Annotated in this window: 20 protein-coding genes; 3 read left to right on the forward strand and 17 right to left on the reverse strand. The window is 69.9% G+C overall.

The annotated features are described in order from the left end of the window. Window positions 1–6: 6 nt before the first annotated feature. The 6 genes from HEP74_RS21615 to mutM all read right to left on the reverse strand — a co-directional run bounded on the left by HEP74_RS21615 (window position 7) and on the right by mutM (window position 7967). Window positions 7–1611: an OpgD/OpgG family glucan biosynthesis protein gene (locus HEP74_RS21615; RefSeq protein WP_185814618.1), complete on the reverse strand. Its 1605-nt coding sequence runs from the start codon at window positions 1609–1611 to the stop codon at window positions 7–9. 58 nt (window positions 1612–1669) lie between these two features. Next, on the reverse strand, window positions 1670–2632 hold the full coding sequence (locus tag HEP74_RS21620; RefSeq protein WP_185816762.1) for a DUF4380 domain-containing protein: 963 nt from the start codon (window positions 2630–2632) through the stop codon (window positions 1670–1672). A 536-nt stretch (window positions 2633–3168) separates the two neighbouring features. Next, on the reverse strand, window positions 3169–3516 hold the full coding sequence (locus HEP74_RS21625) for a low molecular weight protein tyrosine phosphatase family protein (protein ID WP_255423943.1): 348 nt from the start codon (window positions 3514–3516) through the stop codon (window positions 3169–3171). A gap of 137 nt (window positions 3517–3653) precedes the next feature. Continuing rightward, window positions 3654–6500 (reverse strand): serine/threonine-protein kinase, encoded by a 2847-nt coding sequence (locus HEP74_RS21630; protein ID WP_185814620.1) that lies wholly within the window; start codon window positions 6498–6500, stop codon window positions 3654–3656. A gap of 18 nt (window positions 6501–6518) precedes the next feature. Then, window positions 6519–7085, reverse strand: a complete 567-nt coding sequence (locus HEP74_RS21635; protein ID WP_185814621.1) for an ECF-type sigma factor — start codon at window positions 7083–7085, stop codon at window positions 6519–6521. Between the two features lie 69 nt (window positions 7086–7154). Then, window positions 7155–7967 carry a bifunctional DNA-formamidopyrimidine glycosylase/DNA-(apurinic or apyrimidinic site) lyase gene (mutM, locus tag HEP74_RS21640; RefSeq protein WP_185814622.1) on the reverse strand — a complete coding sequence of 271 codons (813 nt, stop codon included), beginning with the start codon at window positions 7965–7967 and terminating at the stop codon, window positions 7155–7157. Window positions 7968–8054: 87 nt separating this feature from the next. Between mutM and HEP74_RS21645 the strand changes: the two genes are divergently transcribed. Beyond that, window positions 8055–8513 carry a hypothetical protein gene (locus tag HEP74_RS21645; RefSeq protein ID WP_185814623.1) on the forward strand — a complete coding sequence of 153 codons (459 nt, stop codon included), beginning with the start codon at window positions 8055–8057 and terminating at the stop codon, window positions 8511–8513. 60 nt (window positions 8514–8573) lie between these two features. On the opposite strand, the gene HEP74_RS21650 is transcribed toward HEP74_RS21645, so the two are convergent. Then, window positions 8574–8909, reverse strand: coding sequence for an EF-hand domain-containing protein (locus tag HEP74_RS21650; RefSeq protein WP_524540809.1), 336 nt, complete (start codon window positions 8907–8909; stop codon window positions 8574–8576). 56 nt (window positions 8910–8965) lie between these two features. Then, window positions 8966–10162 carry a DesA family fatty acid desaturase gene (locus HEP74_RS21655; RefSeq protein ID WP_185814625.1) on the reverse strand — a complete coding sequence of 399 codons (1197 nt, stop codon included), beginning with the start codon at window positions 10160–10162 and terminating at the stop codon, window positions 8966–8968. A 141-nt stretch (window positions 10163–10303) separates the two neighbouring features. On the opposite strand from HEP74_RS21655, the gene HEP74_RS21660 reads away from it, so the two are divergent. Continuing rightward, entirely contained in the window at window positions 10304–11146 is an 843-nt protein-coding gene (locus HEP74_RS21660; RefSeq protein WP_185814626.1) for an ABC transporter ATP-binding protein, read from the forward strand. Between the two features lie 373 nt (window positions 11147–11519). Here HEP74_RS21660 and HEP74_RS21665 read toward each other — a convergent pair whose 3' ends face one another. From HEP74_RS21665 to HEP74_RS21705, 9 genes are all read right to left on the reverse strand, one after another. Further along, the gene (locus tag HEP74_RS21665) at window positions 11520–13154 is read right to left on the reverse strand and encodes an MFS transporter (protein WP_185814627.1); all 1635 of its coding nucleotides are present in this window, start codon (window positions 13152–13154) and stop codon (window positions 11520–11522) included. After that, window positions 13147–13566 carry a DoxX family protein gene (locus HEP74_RS21670; protein ID WP_185814628.1) on the reverse strand — a complete coding sequence of 140 codons (420 nt, stop codon included), beginning with the start codon at window positions 13564–13566 and terminating at the stop codon, window positions 13147–13149. Before HEP74_RS21670 ends, HEP74_RS21665 begins: the two co-directional genes overlap by 8 nt. Window positions 13567–13659: 93 nt before the next feature. Continuing rightward, a complete protein-coding gene (locus tag HEP74_RS21675) occupies window positions 13660–15558 on the reverse strand; it encodes an amidohydrolase (RefSeq protein ID WP_185814629.1) in 1899 nt (632 codons plus the stop codon). Then, window positions 15551–15832 (reverse strand): DUF1427 family protein, encoded by a 282-nt coding sequence (locus HEP74_RS21680; RefSeq protein ID WP_185814630.1) that lies wholly within the window; start codon window positions 15830–15832, stop codon window positions 15551–15553. The genes HEP74_RS21675 and HEP74_RS21680 overlap by 8 nt, the downstream gene beginning before the upstream one ends. 13 nt (window positions 15833–15845) lie before the next feature. Further along, window positions 15846–16499, reverse strand: coding sequence for an isochorismatase family protein (locus HEP74_RS21685; protein WP_185814631.1), 654 nt, complete (start codon window positions 16497–16499; stop codon window positions 15846–15848). Between the two features lie 116 nt (window positions 16500–16615). After that, window positions 16616–18040: an alginate export family protein gene (locus HEP74_RS21690; protein WP_185814632.1), complete on the reverse strand. Its 1425-nt coding sequence runs from the start codon at window positions 18038–18040 to the stop codon at window positions 16616–16618. A gap of 8 nt (window positions 18041–18048) precedes the next feature. Next, window positions 18049–18978, reverse strand: coding sequence for a VOC family protein (locus HEP74_RS21695; RefSeq protein WP_185814633.1), 930 nt, complete (start codon window positions 18976–18978; stop codon window positions 18049–18051). Between the two features lie 288 nt (window positions 18979–19266). Next, on the reverse strand, window positions 19267–20712 hold the full coding sequence (locus HEP74_RS21700; RefSeq protein ID WP_185814634.1) for a DUF4832 domain-containing protein: 1446 nt from the start codon (window positions 20710–20712) through the stop codon (window positions 19267–19269). A gap of 587 nt (window positions 20713–21299) precedes the next feature. Further along, window positions 21300–21683: a winged helix-turn-helix transcriptional regulator gene (locus HEP74_RS21705; protein ID WP_524540810.1), complete on the reverse strand. Its 384-nt coding sequence runs from the start codon at window positions 21681–21683 to the stop codon at window positions 21300–21302. A 240-nt stretch (window positions 21684–21923) separates the two neighbouring features. On the opposite strand from HEP74_RS21705, the gene HEP74_RS21710 reads away from it, so the two are divergent. Further along, window positions 21924–22832, forward strand: coding sequence for an NmrA family NAD(P)-binding protein (locus HEP74_RS21710; protein WP_185814636.1), 909 nt, complete (start codon window positions 21924–21926; stop codon window positions 22830–22832). Window positions 22833–22849 lie beyond the last annotated feature (17 nt).

Here is a 22849-nt window from a genome sequence, read left to right on the forward strand (position 1 = left end):
CCACGCTCAATACAACTTGCGCTCGGCCGCCGGCGGCGGCGTCCACTGGTACAGCCAGGTCTCGGTCAGCGGCGTGTCGCCGGCGCGCAGGAACAGGCGGATGTCGATCTGCTGGGTGCCCTCGTCCGGCGGCACCACGTCGAACATCGCGCGGTAGCCGGAGAGTTCGTGCAGCGGCCGCGCCGAGACGATCTCGGTGCTGCCGCGGCTCAGCTGCAGCACCGCCTCGACCTTGGCGTCCTTGTCCTTGCCGAGCCTGGCCAGTTCGCCGCCGACGAAGTCCACCGCGAAGCGCCAGGAGAAATGGCTGCGCTTCTGCCCGACCACGCCGCCCAGGCCGGTGCGCGTGGCCACGCATTGCGCCAGCGGCGAGGACGCTGGCGGCTTCGCGCCCCAGTACAGGCGATAGCCGAACAGCAGTTCCTGCCCAGGCTGCGGCTTGTCCTGCGGATTCCAGAACGCGACGATGTTGTCGAAGGTCTCGTCGATGGTGGGAATCTCCACCAGCTGCACCGAACCCTTGCCCCAGCCCTGCTTCGGTTCCACCCACAGGCACGGGCGCTTTTCGTAGTACACGCCGTCGTCGTGGTAGTGGTCGAAGTTGCGGTCGCGCTGCAACAGGCCGAAGCCGCGCGGGTTCTCGTCCACGAACATGTTGAAGCGCAGCTGCGGCGGGTTGCACAGCGGCCGCCAGATCCATTCGCCGCCGCCGGTCCACATCGCCAGGCCGTCGGTGTCGTGGATCTCCGGGCGCCAGTCCCAGTCCATGCGGCGGTCGTTCTCGCCGACCTGGTACATGCTGGTGCACGGTCCCAGGCCCAGCCGCTCGATGGTCTTGCGCGGATACAACGCGCTGTCGATGTCCATCAGCAGCACGTCGCCGTTGGTGATCGCGAAGCGGTAGGCACCAGCCACGCTCGGCGAGTCCAGCAGCGCGTACACCACCACGGTGTCCGAGCCGGCCTTGGGCTGCTCCAGCCAGTAGGCGATGAAGTCCGGGAATTCCTCCGGCCCGCCGGTGCCGGTATCGATCGCCAGCCCGCGCGCGGACTGGCCGTACTGGCCTTCCTTGCCCACCGCGCGGAAATAGCTGGCGCCGAGGAACGCGGCGAAGTCGCGGTCGGTGTCCTGCTTGGTGTTGAGGCGGAAGCCGGCGAAGCCCAGCTCCTTGGGCAGGTGCTTGCCCTGCAGACCGCTCTTGCCGTAATCGAACGCGGCGCCGTCGTAGGCCAGTTCCTGCGCCTGCCCGTCGACCAGGTCGAACATGTGCACCGGCGACTTGAAGTACAGGCCCAGGTGGAAGAACTTGGCCTGGAACTTCGACTCGTTGTCCACCGCCCACAACGCGTGGTCCTGGCGGTAGCGGATCGACTGGTACTGGTCCCAGTTCAGCGATTCCAGCGGTCCCGGCAGCACCCGCTTGTGGCTCTGGTAGGGCGCCTGGGCCATGGCCCGGGCATGGCCCTTGAGCCAGGCGTAATCGAAGGGCTGCGGTTTGCCGAGGCGGCGCAGGCCGACCGCGGGCGCGGCCTGGCCGAGCATCGGCATCGCGGGCAAGCCCATGGCGGCGAAGGCGGCGGCGGCGTTCTTGAGGAAATCGCGTCGTTGCATGGGCCGGATCGAAGCGGAAAGGGCCTCCATCATAGACAAGCGGCGTTAAACGCGAGAGCTAGGGCGTGGTGCAGGCGCCCGCCAGCGCCAGCGCCGCGGCGTGCCGGCACAGGAAGCTGCGCTGCTGCGCCGGGTCGTCGCCGCCGGTGTAGTCCAGCAATGTCCATTGCTCCTCGGCCTGCATGGTCTGGCCCGGCGCCAGGGTCCGGTACGGCGCGTGCACTTCCATTTCCAGCAGGCCACTGCCCGGATCGGAGGCCGGCGCATCCAGGTAGAACTCGACCTGCCCCTGCTCGGGATGGATGCGCGCACGCGGCTGGTGCGCGAAGCGGATCACCCACGCCTGGCCGTTGGCGAAGGCGGCGATCCAGCCCGCCGACGGCTGCAGCAGCAGCTTGCCGCGTTGTCCAGCGCTGCCCGGCGGCGCGGCCGCCAGCGCCATCAGCCCGTCCTGCAGCAAGTATTGCGGCGGCGCGTAGCCGGCGCCATCGCTGGGCTGCACGCGAATGTCGGCGGCGGCCGCGACCGGCACCAGCACCCGCGTGGCCGCGCTGACCCGGGTGTTGAACCACAGGTCCCAGGCCACCGCGGTCTTGCGCACGTTCTGCGCCTGCACCTGCAGCAGCACGCTGTCGGCGCGCTGCGGCGACACCGCGAAGATCTTGCGCAGGCGCACGCCGCTGACCGGGCTGTCCACGCCGCGCAGCTGCAGGCGCTGCGGCGCGCGCGCGGTGACGGTAGTGGTGGCGAAGCTCAGGTACGGGTCCGGCGGCCAGTTGGCATGGGCCGCGCGCCGCGCCGGATTGGCGTCCTGATGCTGCCACCACGCGCTCTGCGGCCCGACCCAGACGTCGTGGCCGAAATAGGGGATATCGTTCGCCGCCGCGTTGACCGTGGGCAGCGGCTGGCGCTGCACCGCGTCGCCGACCTTGATCAGGTTCGGCCCGCCGCTGCGCTGGAAGCCCAGCACGCGCCCGCCCAGGGTCGGCGTGACCGTGAGCCGGACCACGCCGTTGTCCATGACCCACGGCGCGGTCGCATCGGTGCCTGGCGCAGTTGCCGGAGCGGCGGCGGCGAGCAACGGCCAGGCGCCGAGTAGCGCGAGCAGCGCCGCGCGCGGTCGCGGTCGCGGCCGTCCATTCTGCGTATCGGTGCGCATGGCGAACCTGCGATCGAGGAAGGAAGCCCGATTGTGGCGACTCTGCGGCCGCGGCGACAGTCGGCCGGTTGCGCATGCGCCGCGGCCGTTGCCGCTCGGCGCAATCCGGCGGACGCGGCTGTCGCAGGAGAGCGCGCAGCTTCGGCAGCGGGCTGATTCGGACACCTGCAGTTGTCGCAGCAGCGAAGGCGACGGTCGTGGCGATTTCGGTCGCGGCTGGCGAAGTCCTTGAGCAGACGCGATAGTTCCGCCGCTTCTCGACGACGAGGTGGCGGAGGCACTGCACTGGCACAGTCGTAGCGAGCGGCGCCGTGCGACCGCGCGGCAAGTGAGAGGTTCGCTGCCGCGCTCGTCGCGGCAGGCGACGGGTTAAGGCGCGCGTCCACGCCGCCTGTCGCTCAGAGCGCCGGATGACGCCGCGGCAGATGCGGCGTCACCGCTTGCTGCAGCCGCCGGACCAACGCCGGATCCATGAACGCATAGTCGTCGGGAATGTCCAGGCAGACGATGCGCTTGCCGCTCAGGTGCCGCTGGAATGCGGCCGACAGCTTGCTGCGGTGGCGCCGTTCCATCACGAAGATCAGGTCGGCCCAGGCCAGCAGCTCCGGCGTCACCGCGCTATCGGCATCGGCATTGACTCCCGCCGACGCGGTCTCGATGCCCGGCCAGTCGGCGAAAAGCTGTTCGGCGGTCGGGCTGCGCAGCCGGTTGCGGGCGCACAGGAACAGGATATGGCGGACGGGCACGGCGCGGCGGATCGAAGGGCGATGGCCCATGGTAGCGGCGATCGCCGGCGGTTCGGGGCGGCGATGCCAGGCCGCCGTCGGCTGGACCCGCCACTGCGCCGGGAGCGGCCGGCGTCGCGCCGCCGCCGCAGCAGGACTCAGCGCGCCGCGGTCAACGCCGCCGGCGGAGCGCATGCGGCACGCAGCTCCTCCACCTCGTGCACCAGCGTGCCGCCCTGCGGCTGCGCCTGCGCCAGTTCGCGCTGCAGCGCCTGCAGTTCGCCACGCCCGTCGCCCGCAGCGCCGCGCCGTTGGCAATGCAGCTCGGCGGCATAGGCGCGGGCGCGCCAGCGCAGCTTGCGGCTTTCGATGCCGTCGCCGCCCTGCCGCGCCTGCGCCTCCAGTTCGTGCAACGCCTGCGCGTCGCGGCCGAGCCGGCCCAGGTTGCGCGCCCAGGCAACGCGCACCGCGCGCGTGCGCGGATGGGTCGGGCCGTAGCCGGCCTCGGTGCGGCGCAGCGCCTGCGCCAGCAGCGCATCGGCCTGCCGCGGTTCGCCGAGCGCGGCGCGCGCCTCGGCGATCAACCGCTCGCTGTCGCCGACCGCCGGGTTGTTCTGGCCGAGCTGCGCGATCCAGCGCGCGCGCGCTTCGTACAGCGGCGCCAGCGCATCGCGGTGGCGGCCCGCCGCCGACAGCGCCAGGCCCTGGTTGAGCAGCATGTACGGCAGCAGCGCCTGACTGTCGGGCGCGCGCATGATCGCCACCGAGCGGTCCATGTCGGCGATCGCCTGCACGCCCTGGCCGCGCTCCAGTTCCAGCATCGCCAGCGAACTCCAGCTCATGCCGGTGTCGCGGTGGGTGGGGCCCAGCCGCTCCACGGTCAGCGCATGCGCGGCGCGCAGTTCGCGCTCGGCGATGTCCAGGCGGCCCTGGTCGATCATCACCGCCGCCCGCAAACGCCGCAGCCCGAGACTCACCGGGTGGCGATCGCCGTTCAAGCTGCGCGACAACGTCAGCGCCGCGCTCACCGCCTGCTCGGCCTGGTCGACATCGCCGCGATCGCGGTAGGCCACGCCCAGGCTGCGCAGCAGGTTCACGCTGAGCGGATGCCGCGGGCCGGCCTGGCGATCGAGCAAGGCCAGGGCCTGCAGGTAGCCGGCGATCGCCGCATCGGTGTTGCCGATGTCGCTGTCCATCGAGGCGATGTCGGTCATGCTCTCGACGATGCCGGCCGGGTCCTTCAGCACGTCGCGGTGCAGCGCCAGCGCGCGCTCGAACCAGGCCCGCGCCGGCGCGCGTTCGCCGAGCACGCGCCGGCAACGTCCCAGTTGCGAGAAGAACCCCGCGGCCTGCAGCGGCAACTGCGCCTGCGCTTGCTGCGCCTGCGCCGCCAGCGGCTGCAGCAGCGCCACGCACTCCTGCGAACGGCTCAGCAGGCGCAGCGCTCGCCCATGCTGCGCCGCCGCTTCCAGGCGCAGCGCCAGCGGCACATCGTCCTGCGTGGCCAGCAGCGCGCGCTGCCGTTGCAGCAACAGCAACGCTTCTCGATAGTCGCCCAGGCCGATGCGCAGGCGCGCGATCACCCCCTGCAGTTCCGCACGCGCCAGCGGCTGCCGCAGCAGTTCGCGTTCGCCGCGCTGTTCGCCGCTGGCAAGCAGCCCGCGCAGGTCGAAGCCGTCGCCGCGCTGCGCGTTGCCGGCGCGATCGAACAGGCCGATCACGAAGTCCTGCATCGCCTGCGCGCGCACCGTTTCGCGATGCGCCTCGCGCACCTGCCACAGCGCCACGCCCGCGGCGCCGAGCAGCGCGGCGGCGGTCAGGCTGCCGAGCACCACGCTCCAGCGATGCCGCTGCAGGTATTTCTGCAGGCGGTAGGCCACGCCCTGCGGGCGCGCCTGCACCGTGCGCCCCTGCAGATGGCGGCGCAGGTCCTGGGCCAGCGCCTCGGCCGAGGAATAGCGCTGCGGCAGCGGCTTCTGCAGCGCCTTGAGCAGGATGTTGTCCAGGTCGCCGCTCAACCGTCGGGCCAGGCGCCGCGCCTCGGCCGGGTCGCGTTGTCCTTGCTGCGCGGCGCGCGCCACCGCCGCCGACGGCCGCGGCGCCTCCACCGCCAGGATCGCGCGCTCCCATTCGGCATCGCTGCTGCGGCGCAGGTGATAGGGCTTCTGGTCGGTGAGCAGTTCGTACAGCACCACCCCCAGTGAATACACGTCGGTCAGCGTGGTGATCGGTTCGCCGCGCACCTGCTCCGGCGCGGCGTAGTGCAGGGTGAACGCGCGCGCCTCGGTGCGCGGATGCGCGTCGGCCGCAGGGTCGGCCTCGGTGTCGAGCAGCTTGGCGATGCCGAAGTCGAGCAGCCGCACGTCGCCTGCGGCGTTGACCAGGATGTTGGACGGCTTCAGGTCGCGATGCACGATCAGGTTGGCGTGCGCATGGCTGACCACCTCGCACACCTGCAGGAACAGCCGCAGCCGCGCGCTGACCGGCAGGTGCAGGCGCTGGCAATAGTCGGTGAGCGGCTCGCCTTCGACATAGGCCAAGGCCAGGTACGGGCGTCCGTCGCTGGCGATGCCGGCGTCGAGCAAGCGCGCGAGGTGCGGATGCTCCAGCCGCGCCAGGATCTCGCGTTCGCGGGTGAAGCGCTGGCGCAGCGCGGCATCGGCATAGCCGGGGCGCAGCAGCTTCAGCGCCACCTGGCGCTGGTACAGGCCGTCGGCGCGTTGCGCCAGCCAGACCTGGCCCATGCCGCCTTCGCCGAGCAGCCGCTCCAGCGCATACGGCCCGATCCGGCTACCGGCGCACAGGCACTCGGTGGCGGTGGCCAGCAACGGCTCGCTGAGCAGGTCCGAGCCGGCCGCGTCCAGCGCCAGCATGCGCACCAGGTCGTCGGCGCTGGCCGGATCCTGCGCGTGCAACTGCGCCAGCCGCGCCGCGCGCGCCTCCGGGGTCAGATCCAGCAATTCGTCGAGCAACGGCGACAGGCGTTGCCACTGCAGCGCGTCCATGCGGTGCTCCGGTCGGTCCTAGTGATCCTGCATCGCCGCCAGCAGGAAGATGCGCGCCTTCTGCCAGTCGCGGCGGATGCTGCGTTCGGAGCGCTGCATCAGCTCGGCGATTTCCTGTTCGGACAAGCCGGCGAAATAGCGCAGCTCCACCACCTTGGCCAGGCGCTCGTCGATCGCCTGCAGCCGGTCCAGCGCCACGTCCAGCGCCAGCAGATCCTCGTCCAGGCGCACCCCGCCGCTGTCCTCGGGGATCTCGGCGACGCGCTTGAGATCGCCGCCGCGCTTGCGGGTCAGGCGGTTGCGCGCGTAGTCCACCACCACGCTGCGCATCGCCGAGGCGGCGTAGGCGAAGAAATGCGCGCGGCCGTCGAAACGGGCCATGTCGTGCGCGCCGAGCAGCTTCAGATAGGACTCGTGGACCAGCGAGGTCGCATCCAGGGTCTGCGCCTGCTGCCCGGCCAACTGGCGCCGGGCCATGCTGTGCAGTTCCTGATAGAGCGTACTGAGCACGCGATCGAGCGCCTCGCGGTCGCCGCCGCGCGCGGCATCCAGCCACACGGTGATCTCGGGGGCGGTCTCTACCACGGCGGTCTCTCCTCCGGCCGGGAGTCGCGCGGACTATAGCGCGCGCCGGCGGCCAGCGGCTGCCGTCCGTCAGCGCTGGCAGCTCCCGCACCAGACGCTGGCGCGCTGGCCGATGCTGGCGTGACGCAGCGGCCGCCCACAGCGTTTGCAGGCCTCGCCCTCGCGGCCGTAGACCGCCAACTCCTGCTCGAAGTAGCCGGGCGCCCCGTCCGGGCTGATGAAGTCGCGCAAGGTGGTGCCTCCGCGGGCGATGGCATAGCCGAGGATCGCCTTGGCCGCCTCGGCCAGGCGCGCATAGCGTGCCCGCGAGACCTCCCCGGCCTCGCGCAGCGGACTGATTCCTGCCTGGAACAGGCTTTCGGCGGCATAGATGTTCCCGACTCCGACCACGACGCGTTGGTCCATCAAGAACGTCTTTATCGGCGCACTCCGGCCACGGCTGCGCCGGAACAGGTAATCGCCGTCGAATTCGTCCGACAGCGGCTCCGGCCCCAGCTCCTCGAGCAACGGATGCACCTGCCCCAGCGCCTGCCACAGCAGGCAACCGAAGCGGCGCGGATCGTTGAAGCGCAGCACGCGCCCATCTTCCAGGCTGATGTCCACGTGATCGTGCGCCCGCGGCGGCGTGTCTCCTGGCAGCACGCGCAGGCTGCCGGACATGCCCAGGTGCAGCAGCGCGCTGCCGGCGTCGGTGTCCATCAGCAGGTATTTGGCGCGGCGGCGGATGCCATCGATGCGCTGCCCCGGCAACTGCTGCGCCACCTCCGGCGGGATCGGCCAGCGCAGATCCGGCCGGCGCAGGATCACGCCGTGGATGCGCCGCCCCAGCAGATGCGGCTCCAGGCCGCGCCGGGTGGTTTCTACTTCGGGGAGTTCGGGCATGGGTGCTGGACTGCAGTGGCGTGCGATTGACAAGCTTAGCTGGCGTACGACCTTATGCGCAGTCTGGCAATCGGATGGAAACCAGTCATGGGAACGATAGCTGCGCCGCGAAAATTTCGGTTTCTCTGCGTGGTCGCATCGCTCGTGCTGCTGATGAACGGCTGTTCGCGCGATTCCCTGTCGGGGCGCAACGCGGAATGTCGACTGACACATTTCGAAGTACTGCGAGCGATCGCGGATGATGCTGAAATCCGGCACTATGCGGCAGCGCACTTCGAGTCCCGCGAGACGACTTTTCTGTGGGATCGAATGCCGACAAAAGTACAGGAGTGCGGAACATCGAGGAGTGGCATCAAATTCGTGCGCTCCTCGTCTCCGGGCTTTGATCCGCACCACGAGTTTATTGCGATCGAGAAGATGTATTTCGATGAAGATGCTGCATTCGTAGAAGTCGGCTTTCCTCCCACCGGCAAGAACAGTGACGTTTTTCTTAGGAAGGTTGCGGGAAAGTGGGTGGTTGTCGAGAAATATTTGTGGGAATCATGAGGAATTGATAGGCGCCGCCCACTTCATATTCGCGGCGAGAGATGCTCGGGTTATACCGCCTCACTGCGGTGGCGCCGCCAACTCTCTTGCGCTCAAATACCCATCGCCATTGCTGTCCTGCTTGCGAAAGCGCGCAGTCAAAGTCGCCTGGTGCTGGACGCGGCTGATCGGCTTGCCGCGGCCGCCAGGCAGTTCCGCGGGGCTGAGCACACCATCGTGGTCGAGGTCGCGGGCGTCGAAGGCGTAGCTCATCCAGGCCAGGTATTCGTCCAGGCTCACGCGGCCGTCGCCGTCGCGGTCCATGCGCTGCAGGTAGCTTCCGGTGCTGTCGACGACCTGCGCGCTGGCGGTGCCAACGGCACCGCCAAGCGCGACCGACGCCACGAACACGACCATGAACGACGAACGCCGCACGAGGCGGCGTTCGCGAAGCGGCTGCAGCAGACCGCGGGTCATGCCAGGGCGTAGCCCTTCAACCGTGCCGCATAGGCCTGCAGGGCGGCGATGCCGCTGGCCTCGGCGTCGTGGCACCAGGCCTGCAGTTGCTTCAGGCGTTCGCTGGCGTCGTGGCTGCGCGCTTCCAGCAGGGCGGCCAGGCGCGCGCGGTGTTCGACCAGGGTGCGCATGCGCGGGCGCTGCGCGACCCAGTGCTGCAGCTGTTCGCGCGCGTCGGGCTTGAGCCAGCGGCCATCGTCGACCAGGCCCTTGCGCAGGCGCCGCGGCAGCAGCTGGCGCAGCTTGGCGCCGGCCAGCGCGGCCTCTTCCTTCAGCGCCGGGGTGAACACGTTGCGCTGGTAGTCGGTCATCGCCTGGAAGCGGTGCGAGAGCAGCGCGCGCAGGGTGTCGGCATCGGGCACGGCGATGTTCGGACGCACGTCCAGGGTCGGCGCCACACGCAGGACCTTGGCCAGGCGCAGCGCCGCCAGCGCGCGGATCGCGACCCAGCCGATGTCCAGTTCCCAGCGCCGCATCGAGAAGCGCGCCGAACTCGGGAACGCGTGGTGGTTGTTGTGCAGTTCTTCGCCGCCGATCCACAGCGCCCACGGGGTCAGGTTGGTCGAGGTGTCGGCCGATTCGAAGTTGCGGTAGCCCCACCAGTGGCCGAGGCCGTTGACCACGCCGGCGGCCCAGAACGGGATCCAGGCCATCTGCAGCGCCCACAGGGCGATGCCGGGCAGGCCGAACAGCAGGAAGTCGAAGGCGAACAAGGCGATCGGCCCCCAGTTCGCATGCGCGGTGTACAGGCGGCGCTCGATCCAGTCGTCCGGCGCGCCCTTGCCGTACTGCTCGATGTCGCCGCGCATGGCGCGCGCTTCGCGGTACAGCTCCACGCCGCGCCAGAACACACGGCCGATGCCCTTGGTCTGCGGGCTGTGCGGATCCTCGTCGGTCTCGACCTTGGCGTGGTGCTTGCGATGGATCGCCACCCACTCCTTGGTGATCATGGAGGTGGTGAACCAGGTCCAGAAACGGAAGAAGTGCGACAGCAGCGGATGGAAATCGACGCCGCGATGCGCCTGGCTGCGGTGCAGGTACAAGGTCACCGCGAAGATGGTCAGCTGGGTGAACACCAGCAGCACCGCCAGCATGCCCCACCAGCCGACATCGAGCAGGCCGGTACTGAGGAAGTCGAGGATCGCGTCGGACATTGCCAGAACTCCAGGCCGGTGAAGGCGTGCGCCAGGTTGGTATAGGAGACATGATGGGGCCAGTGGCGGCAAACTTCACCCATCGCCTGCGTACGGTATTCAGCCGCTGCGCGCTCTTGATCACAGAACGGTTTCACTTCCATGTCCGTCGCCATCCCCGATGCAACTCCCATGCCGGCCGCCGCGCCACTGATTGAACTGGACCGCGCCAGCGTGGTGCGCGGCCAGGTGCGCGTGCTGCACGAGCTAAGCCTGCGCATCGCGCTCGGCAAGCACACCGCGCTGCTCGGCCCGAACGGCTGCGGCAAGTCCTCGTTCATCAAGCTGATCACGCGCGAGTTGTATCCGTTGGCGCGCGCCGGCGAAGCCGCCCCCGTGCAGGTGCTGGGCCAGAGCCGCTGGCAGGTGGACCGGCTGCGCAGCCAGCTGGGCATCGTCACCGGCGACCTCAGCGTCAATCTCGCCGACATGCCTGGGCTGGACGTGGAGAGCGCGGTGCTGTCCGGGTTCTTCGCCAGCTACGTGGTGCCGCCGCATCGCGAGGTGACCCAGGCCATGCGCGACCGCGCGCGCGAGGCGCTGCAGCTGGCGCACGCGTTACCGCTGTTGCAGCGACCGTACGCGGAGCTGTCCGCCGGCGAGACCCGGCGCGTGCTGATCGCGCGGGCGCTGGTCAACCGGCCGCAGGCGCTGCTGCTGGACGAACCCAGCACCGGGCTGGATCTGATCGCGCGCCAGCACCTGCTGGCGACGATGCGCGGCCTTGCCCGCCAGGGCATCACCCTGGTGCTGGTGACCCACCACATCGAGGAGATCGTGCCGGAGATCGAGCGGGTGATCCTGCTGCGCGGCGGCCACGTGTACGCCGACGGCACGCGCGAGGAACTGCTGGCCGATGCGCCGCTGTCGGCGGTGTTCGGCGGCCCGGTGCGGGTGCGGCGCGATGGCGCGACCTATAGCGCTAGCGTGGCCGAGGTGGAATAGGCGGGTGCGCGGGCTTGTGGTCTGCGTACTGCCATCGACGCTGGTCTTTCATGGCCAGCAGTTTGTGAGCTGGACATGCCGTCGAGACATCGGTGCCGATGCTTCCACTCGACCTGGTGTGCCGATGACTTCGTTCGTCGCGGCTGAAGCCGCTCCTACAATGGCGTGATGGCGTTGCTGCATCGGCCGACATCCGAGAAGGCTAGATCGGCTAGCCTCTCTCCGCATCCGGTCGTATCGCGGGCAACACCTGTGGGAGTGACTTCAGTCGCGACGAGCGTTACTGACACGTCATCGCAACTGAAGCCCTTCCACCACCGCCACTTCTGCTCCTTAGCATTTCGCCAAGCGTGGAAACCTGCGCTGAAACGCGCTAGTCGCCACGTCCATCGGCAGCCGGCGGTTGCGCCTGATGCAGGTCCAGCGCCAGGAAGTGGTGCACCGCCGGCCGTTCCGGGCCGATGTGGTAGCGCAGCGCTGCCTCCTGCAGGTTGGCGTCGGCATGCGAGACGCGCTGGTGCTGACGCAGATGCTCGGCCCAGGATTCGACCAGGAACCATTCCATCACCCGCTCCGGCTCGTTGCTGTGCTCGGTGATGCCCCAGGCGTAGGCGCCGTCGCGGCGCCGCTCCTGCGACAGTGCGCGCAAGGCGTGCAGGAACGGCGGCCGGTCGGAAGCACGCACGCGGTATTCGATCTGCACCATGACCGGGCCGCGGTCGTGCGCCACCGGTGCATTGAGCAAAGGTTCGGGCCAGTGGTTGGACGGCTGCAGGTCGGCCTCGCCCTTGGGCAGGCGCAGGCGATGGAACACCAATGCGACCAGCAGCAGCGCGCCGGCGCCGAGCAGCAGCGTGGCGGCGATGCCGAGCTGCGCGGCGATCAAGCCCCAGCCCAGGCTGCCTCCGGCCATCGCGCCGTTGAACACGGTCAGATACACCGCCAGGCCGCGGCCGCGCACCCAGTTCGGCAGCACCGCCTGGGCCACGCCGTTGAGCGTGGTCAGCGCCACGATCCAGCCGACGCCGAGCACCAGCAGCAACAGCACCGCGACGGTCTTTGACGGTGTGGCCGCCAGCGCCGCCATCACCGCCGCGGTCAGCACCGCGGCCAGCAGCACCAGGCCATCGGCGTCCAGGCGCTTGCGCAACTGCGGCAGCACGATCGCGCCGAGGATCGCGCCGACTCCGACCGCGCCAAGCAGCACGCCGTAGAACCCGGCGCTGCCGCCGAGCATGCGCCGCGCCACCAGCGGCAGCAGCGCCCACACCGAACTGGCGAACACGAAGAACACCGCCGCGCGCAGCAGCACCACGTGCAGTTCGCGGCTGGCGCGGGCGTAGCGCAGGCCGGCACGGAAAGCGCCGAAGAACTGCTCGGACAGGCCGCTGTCGGCGACCTTGGCGCGCGGCCACCACAGCAGCGCGGCGACCACGAACACGTAGCTGAGCACGTCGCTGGCGTAGGCGGCGGCCGCGCCCAGGCTGGCCAGCAGCAGGCCGCCGCCGGCCGGGCCCAGCGCGCGGGCGATGTTGATGCCCAGCGAGTTCAGCGCCACTGCGTTCTTCAGGTCCGCGCGCGGCACCAGTTCCGGCACGATCGCCTGCCAGGTCGGCCCCATCAGCGCGCTGCCGATGCCGCCGACGAAGGTCAGCGCGACCAGGTACTCGACGGTGAGCGCGCCGGTCTTGGACAGCAGCAGCAGGCTGGCGCTGACGCTGGCCAGCAGCAGCTGCACGCAGATCAGGAAGCGGCGCCGGTCGAGGATGTCCGACAGCACCCCGGCGGGAATCGCCAGCAGGAACACCGGCAGCGTCGCCGCGGTCTGCATCAGCGCCACCGCGGCGGGATTGTCGGACAGGTCGGTGACCAGCCAGGAACTGGCGACGTCGCGCATGAAGCTGCCGACGTTGCCGAGCACGGTGGCCGCCCACAGCACCGCGAACACGCGATGCCGCAGCGGGGCGAAGCTGCCGGTGGCCGGTGCGGGCGCGGTGGACTCAGCCATGCGCACGCTCGCGCAGGTCGTGCCAGGCCACCAGCATGAAGCCGCCGACCAGGCCCAGGTGTTCGTAGAACGCGTTCATCGCCGCGAAGCGTTGCATGCCGCTCATCTCCCAATAGCGGTTGGCCACGCACGCGGCCCCCAGGGTGAAACCGGCCAGGGCCAGTGCGCCCAGCCAACGATACGCGCCGCTGAGAATCAGCAGCGACGCGCCCAGTTCCAGCACGATCACCGCCGCCGCCAGCGGCGCGGCCGGCGCCATGCCGAAATGCACCATCTCCGCCACCGCGCCGTCGAAGGCGAAGGCCTTGACCAGTCCGCCCTGCAGATAGGCCGCGCATAGCCCGAGCAGCGCCAGCCAGCGCAGCCAGGCCGGCGTCAGGCGCGTGCCGATCGAATGGCTGGACTCATGCATGGCGCATGCTCCGCGCGATGCTCGCGGTGCGCGATACGTTCTGCGCACCGATGCCGGCCTGCGTGCTCATCGTGTCCATCGCACTCCTCCGGCTCATACCGCCCAGCACGCGCAACCCAGCGCGCCCCAGAAGCTCTTCAGGTCGGCGATCGGCAGCTGGCTGCTCCACGCGGTGGCGTGCTGGTGCCCATGGATGGTGCAGTCGTGGGCGCAGCCGCAACTGGCCGCGATCTGTTGCGACTGCGACAGCGCCGCCTTCGGCGCCTCTCCCCAGGCGCCATAGCCGCGGAAGCTGCGCGCCGGCGACCAGTCCGGCAGCGCCGGCGGCGGCGGCGCTTCGTCGTGGTCGGCGAACGCGCCGCTGGCCCACACCACCTTGCCGCCGACCATGGTCAGCAGCGCGGTGGTATCGGCGATGTCGCTTTCCGCGCAGCCGAAGAAGTCGCGATCCGGCACCACCAGATCGGCGAACTGGCCGACCTGGATGCGGCCCTTCTTGCCTTCCTCGTTGCTGAACCAGGTGACGTGCTCGGTCCACATCCGCAACGCGGTTTCGCGGTCCACGCAATTGCGTTGCGGATACAGGCGCAGGCCACCGACGGTGCGCCCGCTGACCAGCCACGCCAGCGACACCCACGGGTTGTACGAGGCGACGCGGGTGGCGTCGGTGCCGGCCGAGACCTTGACCCCTTTCTCCAGCATGCGCTTGACCGGCGGCGTGGCCTGCGCCGCGCCGATGCCGTAGCGCTCGACGAAGTATTCGCCCTGGTAGGCCATGCGGTGCTGCACGGCGATGCCGCCGCCGAGCTCGGCGATGCGGTCGATGGATTTTTCGGAGATGGTTTCGGCGTGGTCGAAGAACCAGTGCAGCCCCTGCAGCGGGATCTCCCGGTCCACGCGTTCGAACACGTCCAGCGCGCGGCTGATGGTCTCGTCGTAGGTCGCATGCAGGCGCCAAGGCCAGCGGTTCTGCGCCAGGATCCGTACCACGTCCTCCAGCTCGGTTTCCATCTGCGGCGGCATGTCCGGCCGCGGCTGGCGGAAGTCCTCGAAGTCGGCGGCGGAGAACACCAGCATCTCGCCGGCACCGTTGTGGCGGAAGTAGTCGTCGCCCTGCTGGTAGCGCGAGCTGGCGGTCCAGTTGAGGAAGTCTTCCTTCTCCTGCTGCGGCTTCTGGGTGAACAGGTTGTAGGCCAGGCGGATGGTCAGCTGGCCGGCGTCGGCCAGTTCCTGGATCACCTTGTAGTCGTCGGGATAGTTCTGGAAACCGCCGCCGGCATCGATCGCGCCGGTGACGCCGAGCCTGTTCAGTTCGCGCATGAATTGCCGGGTCGAATTGACCTGGTAGGCGTAGGGCAGCTTCGGCCCCTTGGCCAGCGTCGCGTACAGGATCGAGGCGTTCGGCTTGGCCAGCAGCAACCCGCTCGGGTTGCCCTCGGCGTCGCGCACGATCTCCCCGCCCGGCGGCGCCGGCGTGTCCTTGCCGTAGCCCACTGCGCGCAGCGCGGCGCCGTTGAGCAGCGCGCGGTCGTACAGGTGCAGCAGGAACACCGGCGTGTCTGGCGCGACCGCATTGAGTTCGGCAATGGTCGGCAGGCGCTTCTCGGCGAACTGGTGCTCGCTGAAGCCGCCGACCACGCGCACCCACTGCGGCGCCGGGGTGATCGCCACCTGCCGGCGCAGCATGTCCATCGCGTCGGCGAGGCTGCGCACGCCGTCCCAGCGCAGTTCCAGGTTGTAGTTGAGGCCGCCGCGGATCAGGTGCAGGTGGTTGTCGATCAGGCCCGGCAGCACGCAGCGGCCATGCAGGTCGATGCGCCGGGTGTGCGCGCCGGCCAGCGGCAGGATCTCCTCGTCGCTGCCGACCTGCAGGAAGCGGCCGTCCTTGATCGCCACCGCGGTGGCACTGGGACGCGCGCGGTCCAGCGTGGTGAAGCGGCCGCGGTACAGGACCAGGTCCGGCGCGGCGTCGGTCGCATGCGGCTCAGCCATTGTCGCGTTCTCCCCGTTCCGGTTGCGCCGGCGCGCGCGTGCGCTGCGGCAGTTCGCCGAACACGTGCGGCTTGACCTGGTGGTGGAACCACGCGGTCGGGTTGGCGTCGCTGCGCAGCAGGCGCTGCACCAGCGGCGGCAACTGTTCGCCGAGCAGGATGCCGAGCAGGCCGACCAGCGCGATCACCGGCGGCGCCGGCGAGCGCACCTTGAACAGCGCATAGATCACCCCGACCAGCAGGCCCAGGCCCAGCGATACCAGATAGGTCTTCATCGGTGCGCTCCGCTCAGCCTTCGTGGGCGCCGAACATGGTCCGGGCATAGACGATGCCCAGGCCGTAGGCGCCGCCGTACTTGCGCGCCACCTCGGTGGTGGTGGCGTAGGTGTCGCTGCGCGCCCAGTCGCGCTGCAGTTCCAGCAGGTATTGCAGCGCGGTCATCGGCCGGCCGCCGGCCTGCACGATGCGTTCGATGGCGCGGTTGTGCGCCTCGGCCGACACGTCGCCGCAGGCATCGGCGATCACGTAGACCTCGAAGCCCTGGTCCAGCGCCGACAGCGCCGGGCCAACGATGCACACGCTGGTCCACAGCCCCGCCAGCACGATCCGCGGCTTGCCGATCTCGTTGACCCGGCGGATCACCGCCGCGTCTTCCCAGGTATTCATCGACGTGCGGTCGAGCAGCGCCTGGCCCGGGAACGGCGCCACCACTTCGTCGAACATCGGCCCGGAGAAGCTCTTTTCCGCGACCGTGGTCAGGATCGTCGGCACGCCGAAGCTGGCCGCGGCGTTGGCCACCAGCGCCGCGTTGGTGCGCAGCGCGCTCGCATCGATCGAGTGCGTGGCGAAGGCCATCTGCGACTGGAAGTCGATCATGATCAGGGTGTGGTCGCCCGAGGAAAGCAACGAGGCGCCCGGAACGGGCAGAGCGGCGAGCGGCATGGTGACATCCTGGTGTGCGGGGGAAAGCACGATGCTGGCGCGCGCTGGCGGCCGCGTCTTGGAGATTCGTGTCGCTTTTTTGTGCAAGGCGCATGGCCATTCCGGTAGCGGCGGCGCTACCAGGCCCAGCGCAACTCCACGCCGACATAGTTGCTGTCGCGCGCGCCGGCCTGGCGCAGCGCGCTGCCCACGTCGTAGCGCACCGCTTCCAGCGCCGCGGTGAGCTGCGGCGACAACGGGCGCTGCAGCCGCAGTTGGGTGTAGCGGCCGGTCCAGCGCCCGCCGTGGCCAGCGGTGCCGGCGACCGGCACAGTGGGCTGCAGGTACACCGCATCGGCGCTGCTCTGCCGCCACAGCAGGCCCACGCCCAGGGTCGCGGTCAGCGCCGGCGCGGCCTGCCACTGCAGCGACGGCTTCAGATGCAGCAGATTGCTGTAGCCGGTGTAGCCGGCGAGCGCGAAATAGTAGCCGTTCGGAAACAGCGGGTTGAACGTGCCCACGCGGCCGTCGCCGGCGTGCGCGTCGCCGGAGGCGGCGTCCAGTTGCAGGCCCAGGCGTGGCTGCGTGGCGAAGCGCTGCAACGTGTACCCGGCACGCGCGCCGACCGCCCAGGCCCGGATCGCCTGCTGGCCGACGCTGCCGCGCTGCGCCATCGTTTCCAGGTCCCAGTCCGCGCCGCTCGCGGCACCAGCGAAACGCAGATCGAGCACATGGCGGCGCTCGCGGCCACTCCCATCCAGGTAATGCGCCTGGTCACGCGCGTACAGCGCGTAATAGACGGACAGTTCGTTGTCGCCGAACACCTTGCGCTCGGCGCGTAGCGTGCCGAAGCGCACGCGGCGACTGGAGCTATCGTCGAAGGCGCGCGCATCGGCGTACTGCACCGGTTGGCTGAGGAAGCCGAGCACGCGCCAGCGCGCGGTTTCCCAATCGGCCCACACCGCATCGAACGATTGGCGCACGTTGGGACCGTCGCGCGAAGACACGAAGCGTTGCAGGTCGAAGGCGAAATCCTGCCGTCCCACGCGCGCCTTGAAGGTACCGGCGGCGAAGGCATGCTGATAGGCAACGAAGGCCAGGCGCAGGTCGAGCCGGTTCTGGTCCGCGCCGGAATGCACGCGCTTGGCATAGGCGCGTACGTCCTCGAGTTGCGCGAACGCCTGCCATTCGCTGCCTAGGCGCAGGTCGGCGTGCAGCTGCAGCCGCTGCAGCAGGTAGGCATCGGCGGCGTCGCCGCTGCTCAGGCCGGGGGCGTCGTTCGACTCGAAGCGCTCACGCAGGTTGGCGCCCAGCGACAGGTAGCGTTGCGGGTCGTCGGCGTCCAACGGCAGGTACTTCAAGCGGTCCAGCGGCGCTTGCCGCAGGGCCGGATCGGCCAGCGCCGACCAGTCTTCCTGCCAGCGGTTGGTGCTCGGCTGCGGCCGCGTCGCCGCCACGGCCGGCTGCGGCGCTCGTTCCTCTGCACGCACCGGTGCCGAGAGCGCGACCGTGCAGGCCAGCGCCAGCAACGCGCCGTGCCGCAGGCGCCCGGCGTCGTGCATGCCCCCGCTCAATGCGCCAGCGGGCTATGGATCTCGGCGACGTAACCGCCTGGGAACTCCACCACCGCGCTGCGCCGGTCCTGCGCGGCGAACGGCGCCACCAGCACCTGCACCCCGGCCGCCTTGGCCTTGTCCAGGGTCTGCTGCAGGTCCTCGACTTCGTAGCCGGTGGTGTCGCGGCCGTACGGATACGGCAGGTGGCCGTCGCTGACCGCCACCGTGGTCTTGCCGAACTCCGAGAGCAGACGGATGCGCCGGTAGTGTTCGCCCGGGCGGCCGATCTCCTGCCCCGGCGCCTGCCGCGCATCGTCCACGAGCTTGCCGTGGGAGAAGGCGAGGAAGCTGCGCACGAAGGCGTCGGCGCGATCCGGCGACAGATACACGCGGTTCTCCGGCAGCGTGCGGAACGCCGCGTAAGACGGCGCGGTGGTATGCCAGTACAACTGCGTGTTGACCCCGCCCGGCCATTGCACCACCGCATCGCGGCCGATCGGATCGGGGAACGGCGCGACCAGTACGTCGGCACCGGCGGCGCGCGCGGCGGCGACGGCCTGGTCCAAGTCGCGCACCAGCAGGCCGTTGCGCTCGGCGCCGAACGGATGCGGGATCGGCGTGGTGAAGCCGAACAGCGAGACCGTGCCGACCGGGGTCTGCAGCAATTGCGAGGTGGTGCTGCTCGGCGTCGGCGTCACCGTCGCCACCACCTGGCGCGTGCTGGTGCCGCCGAAGGTGGCCAGGAAACTGGCGACGAAGCGGTCCACATCGGCCGGCGCGACATAGACGTGGGTGGTGTCGTATTGCGGGCCGACCGCGACCGGCGGCGTGGCGGCGGTACGCGCGGCTGGCGGCGCGGCGGACGCGGCGAACGCACTTGGCGACTGCGCGCCGAGCGACAGCACGCTGAGCGACAGCAGGGCGGCGGCGATTTTCAGGCGCATGCGGAAACATCCTCGGCTTGCAGCGAAGACCGGCGCAGGCAACGGCGCAGGCAACCGGCACCCGATGCGCCGGCCTCCGCATGCTGCGCGGCGGCACGCTGGACGTCTTGGAAATTCGCGCGGTGTTGCGCTGCCTGTATCGGGATGGCCGGCATTTGCAAGGTGATGCGGCTGGCGGTCGCTTCCCCTCCGAGCGAGCACGCCAGATCTTCTGCGCCCATCCGCCCCGCCGCGCCGATTCGAATGGCGCACCGCGACCGCAATGTGCGGCCGCGGTGCGCCGTCGGATCAGGGCACCTGCACCTGTCCCAGCGGCAAGCGCCGTTCGCTGTCCTGGCCGTCGTTCTGCGGGGCGATGTGGCGGCGTCCCGGCGCGTCGTCGGCCAGGGCCAGGCGCAGCGCGTAGCTGCCCGACGGCAGCGTGGCCGGAACGGTGAAGCTGGCGCTGCGGCTGAGGGTGGCGCCGGGCATGATCTCGTTGAGCGCGAAGTCGGCGACGGTGGCGCGTGCGCGCGTGGTGCCGTCGCTGGCGACCCAGTGCAGTTCCACGTGGTAGCCGTGATAGAGCGGTGCCGAACCGCGGTTGGTCATGTCCAGTTGCAGCGTGGCCTGCTGGCCGCGGGTCTGCGTGTCGGGCCAGCTCGCCTTGGCGACCGCCAGGCGATAGCCCAGGTCGCGTTTGATGTCCTGCAGCTTGCTGGCGTTGCCGCTGGTTTCGTGCGCGCCGGCCGGGCCGAGAAAGCTGAAGTGGTAGTCGCGCAGCAGCTTGCGGATGTCGGCGGTGCGGTTGATCCAGGTGCTCTTCTGGTTGGCGTTGGGACTCTCGCCGCTGATCGGGCTCACCATCCAGTTCTGGCGCGCGGCAGGCACTTCGTTGCTCAGGCCGTACTCCAGGTTCCACCATCCGTCGTCGCTGCAACTGGGCAGCGCTGGACTGAACGCGCTGCAGCTGGCGGTGAAGGACGGAAAGAAATCCTCGTGGAAGCCGAACATCGCCGATCCCACATCGGACTGGCGTGCGTAGCGCGTCTGCAGCGGCGTGCGCTGGAACGCGGCGACATAGGCGTCGCGGATCAAGCTCCGGGTCTGCGCGTTCGGCTGCAGGTCTTCGCAGCCGCTGGTATGCCATTCGCCCCAGAAGCCGAGCAGCCCCACCTGGATGGCGGTGATGCGCGGATCGCCGTCGTAGCGCGCGCCCAACGCCGCCACGAACTGCTGCATCTGCTGGCGCGCCTTGGCGTTGTTGTAGTCCAGGCTGCGGATCGGCCCGTCGCCGTCGCAGCTGGCGCGGACCGCGAAGGGAATGGACAGCGGTTGCTGCTCGAGGAACTTGGGGTAGTCGCGCTCGTTCTCGCCACCGGTGTAGTGGGCGTCGATCTGGCTGCCTGCGCTGTCGGGATAGTCGGCGACCGGGCGCAGCACGAAGGTGGCCAACGGATCGTCGTTGAGGATCGGTTGCAGGTAATGCGTTTCGATCGCCTGCCAGTCGAAGACCTGGTCGGACGTCTCGATCATCCGCCACGGCAGGTACACGTGATAGATGTGCGCGCCATGGAAGTTGTCCACGCCGCCATCGGCGGCGTAGGAACTGCCCCACAGCATGAACCCGCGATGCGGGTTGTCGAACTCCTGGGTGGATACCGCCGGACTCAGCGTGCCGGCGTGCGCGCAGGCGGCGCTGAAGATGCAGGCGACTGCGAGGGGCAAGCGTCGGGAAACGGGACGTGACGACATGGGGCGACCTCTTCGTTGTGGAGTGGAGACGTCAGACAACGTGGCGAGCAACGGGGGAATTGCGTTTCCGCCGTGCCGATGCCGGCGAACGGCCGGCACCAATCCGGCACCGTGCGAGTCCCGCGTGCTGGACGGCACTCGTTGCAGCTGGATGCGCCGAACGCACCGCGCCGGCAGGCGTCGTCATGGGCGAAACGGCACCGATGCAACGGAATCGAGCCTAGTATATGTTTCGTTATGCATCAATCTGGAAATATAACGAAATTATCTTTGTCTACCTGGATGGACTGGATCCTTGATGGCCCCCCCCTTTCCATGGCTGGCGCAGCCGCAACGGATCGATCCGCGTCGCGTGCGCGGCGATCCAGGCAGACCCTTTAAGGTGCCGCCGGCGTCGTGGGTGATGGGGGCGTTGCGCGCCATGCGGGACCAACGACATCGGGCGCACTAGCCGGATCGGCGAACCTGCGGCAGGCAGCGCCACCTCAGGCGCACCGCGGCACGCCCGACTTGCCGCATTGCGCGACGGGCCCCGCTTCGATCACGCATGCCTGTGGCACAGGCAGCGCATCGCCATGCGACCGCGGTCAGGCGCGGCGGCGGGTCTCCACCGAGGTCGCGGCGCCGGGCTGCTCGTGTTGGAACGCCGCGCGCGCTGCACGGACGTCGCCGTGATGGGCTTCGGCCCAGCGCACCAGTTGCGCCAGCGGTTCGCTCAGCGACTGCCCCAGCGCGGTCAGCCGGTATTCCACGCCCGGCGGCACCAGCGGCAGCACCGCGCGCGCGACCAGGCCTTCGCGCTGCAGGTCGCGCAGGGTCTGGGTCAGCATGCGCTGGGAAATGTCCGGCACCGCGCGGCGCAATTCGCCGAAACGGTGCGGGCGCTCGGCCAGCAGCAGCAGGAACAGCGTGCTCCACTTGTCGCCGATCTGCGCCAGCACGTCGCGCACCGGGCAGCGGTCGATCGGCATGCCCTCGCCGCGGTAGTCGCGCAGCTTCTGGCTCAGCGGCGGCTCGGTGGACACGGCAGCCAATGGCGCAGAGACGGACATGGCGGTTACCTCGAGGGAATCAGGGGCGGGAAAAGTGCCGTATTTACAGCCCTGCGGCGATCTCTACTATGCACCTGGTTCCTTTTCCAGACCACCGCAGTCCGCTGCACGGCCGCGCCGCCTGGCGAGCGCCGGCAGCGTCCACTCCCAAGGAAACCCATGTCCCCTCATCCCGATTCCCTGCTCGTCACCGGCTCCGGCGGCCAGTTCGGCCAACGCGTGCTGGCCCATCTGCTGGACACGCTGCAGCTGCCGCCGACGCGCATCGTCGCCCTGACCCGCCGTCCCGAGACCCTGGCCGCCTGGGCGGCGCGCGGCGTCGAGGTGCGCCACGGCGACTTCGACGCGCCTGCCTCGCTGGATGCCGCGTTCGTCGGCGTGGCGCGCCTGCTGCTGATCAGCACCGATGCGATCGACCGTCCCGGCCACCGCCTCGCGCAGCACCAGGCGGCGATCGCCGCGGCCGCACGCGCCGGCGTGCGCCATGTGGTCTACACCTCCTGCCCCGAACCGCAGGATTCGCCGCTGCTGATCGCGCCCGACCACGCCGGCAGCGAGGATGCGCTGGCCGCCAGCACCCTGGCCGGCTGGACCGTGCTGCGCAATCACTGGTACTTCGAGAACCTGTTCATGAGCCTGCCGTCGGTGCTGGCCTCGGGCCACTGGTACAGCGCCGCCGGCGACGGCCGCATCGCGCATATCGCCCGCGACGACCTGGCGCGCGCGGCGGCAGTGGCCCTGGCCGGCGGCGGCGAGGCCAAGCGCACGCTGACCCTCAGCGGCGCCCGCGCCTACAGCACCGCCGAGATCGCCGCGTTGGTCGCGCAAACGCTCGGCACGCCGATCCAGGTGGTGCCGGTACCGGTCGAAGGCCTGGTCCAGGGCATGGTCGGCGCCGGACTGCCGGAGCCGCTGGCGCGCGTGCTGGCGTCGTTCGACAGCAACACCGCCGCCGGCCGCGTGGCCACCGTCAGCGGCGATTACCTGGCGCTCACCGGGCAGACGCCGCAGCCGTTCGAACAGTGGCTGCAGGCCAACCGCGCGCAACTCGCCGCACTGGCACCGTGAGCGCCACAGGCAAGTGG

The organism is Xanthomonas sp. SS, from assembly GCF_014236835.1.
GTDB lineage: Bacteria > Pseudomonadota > Gammaproteobacteria > Xanthomonadales > Xanthomonadaceae > Xanthomonas_A.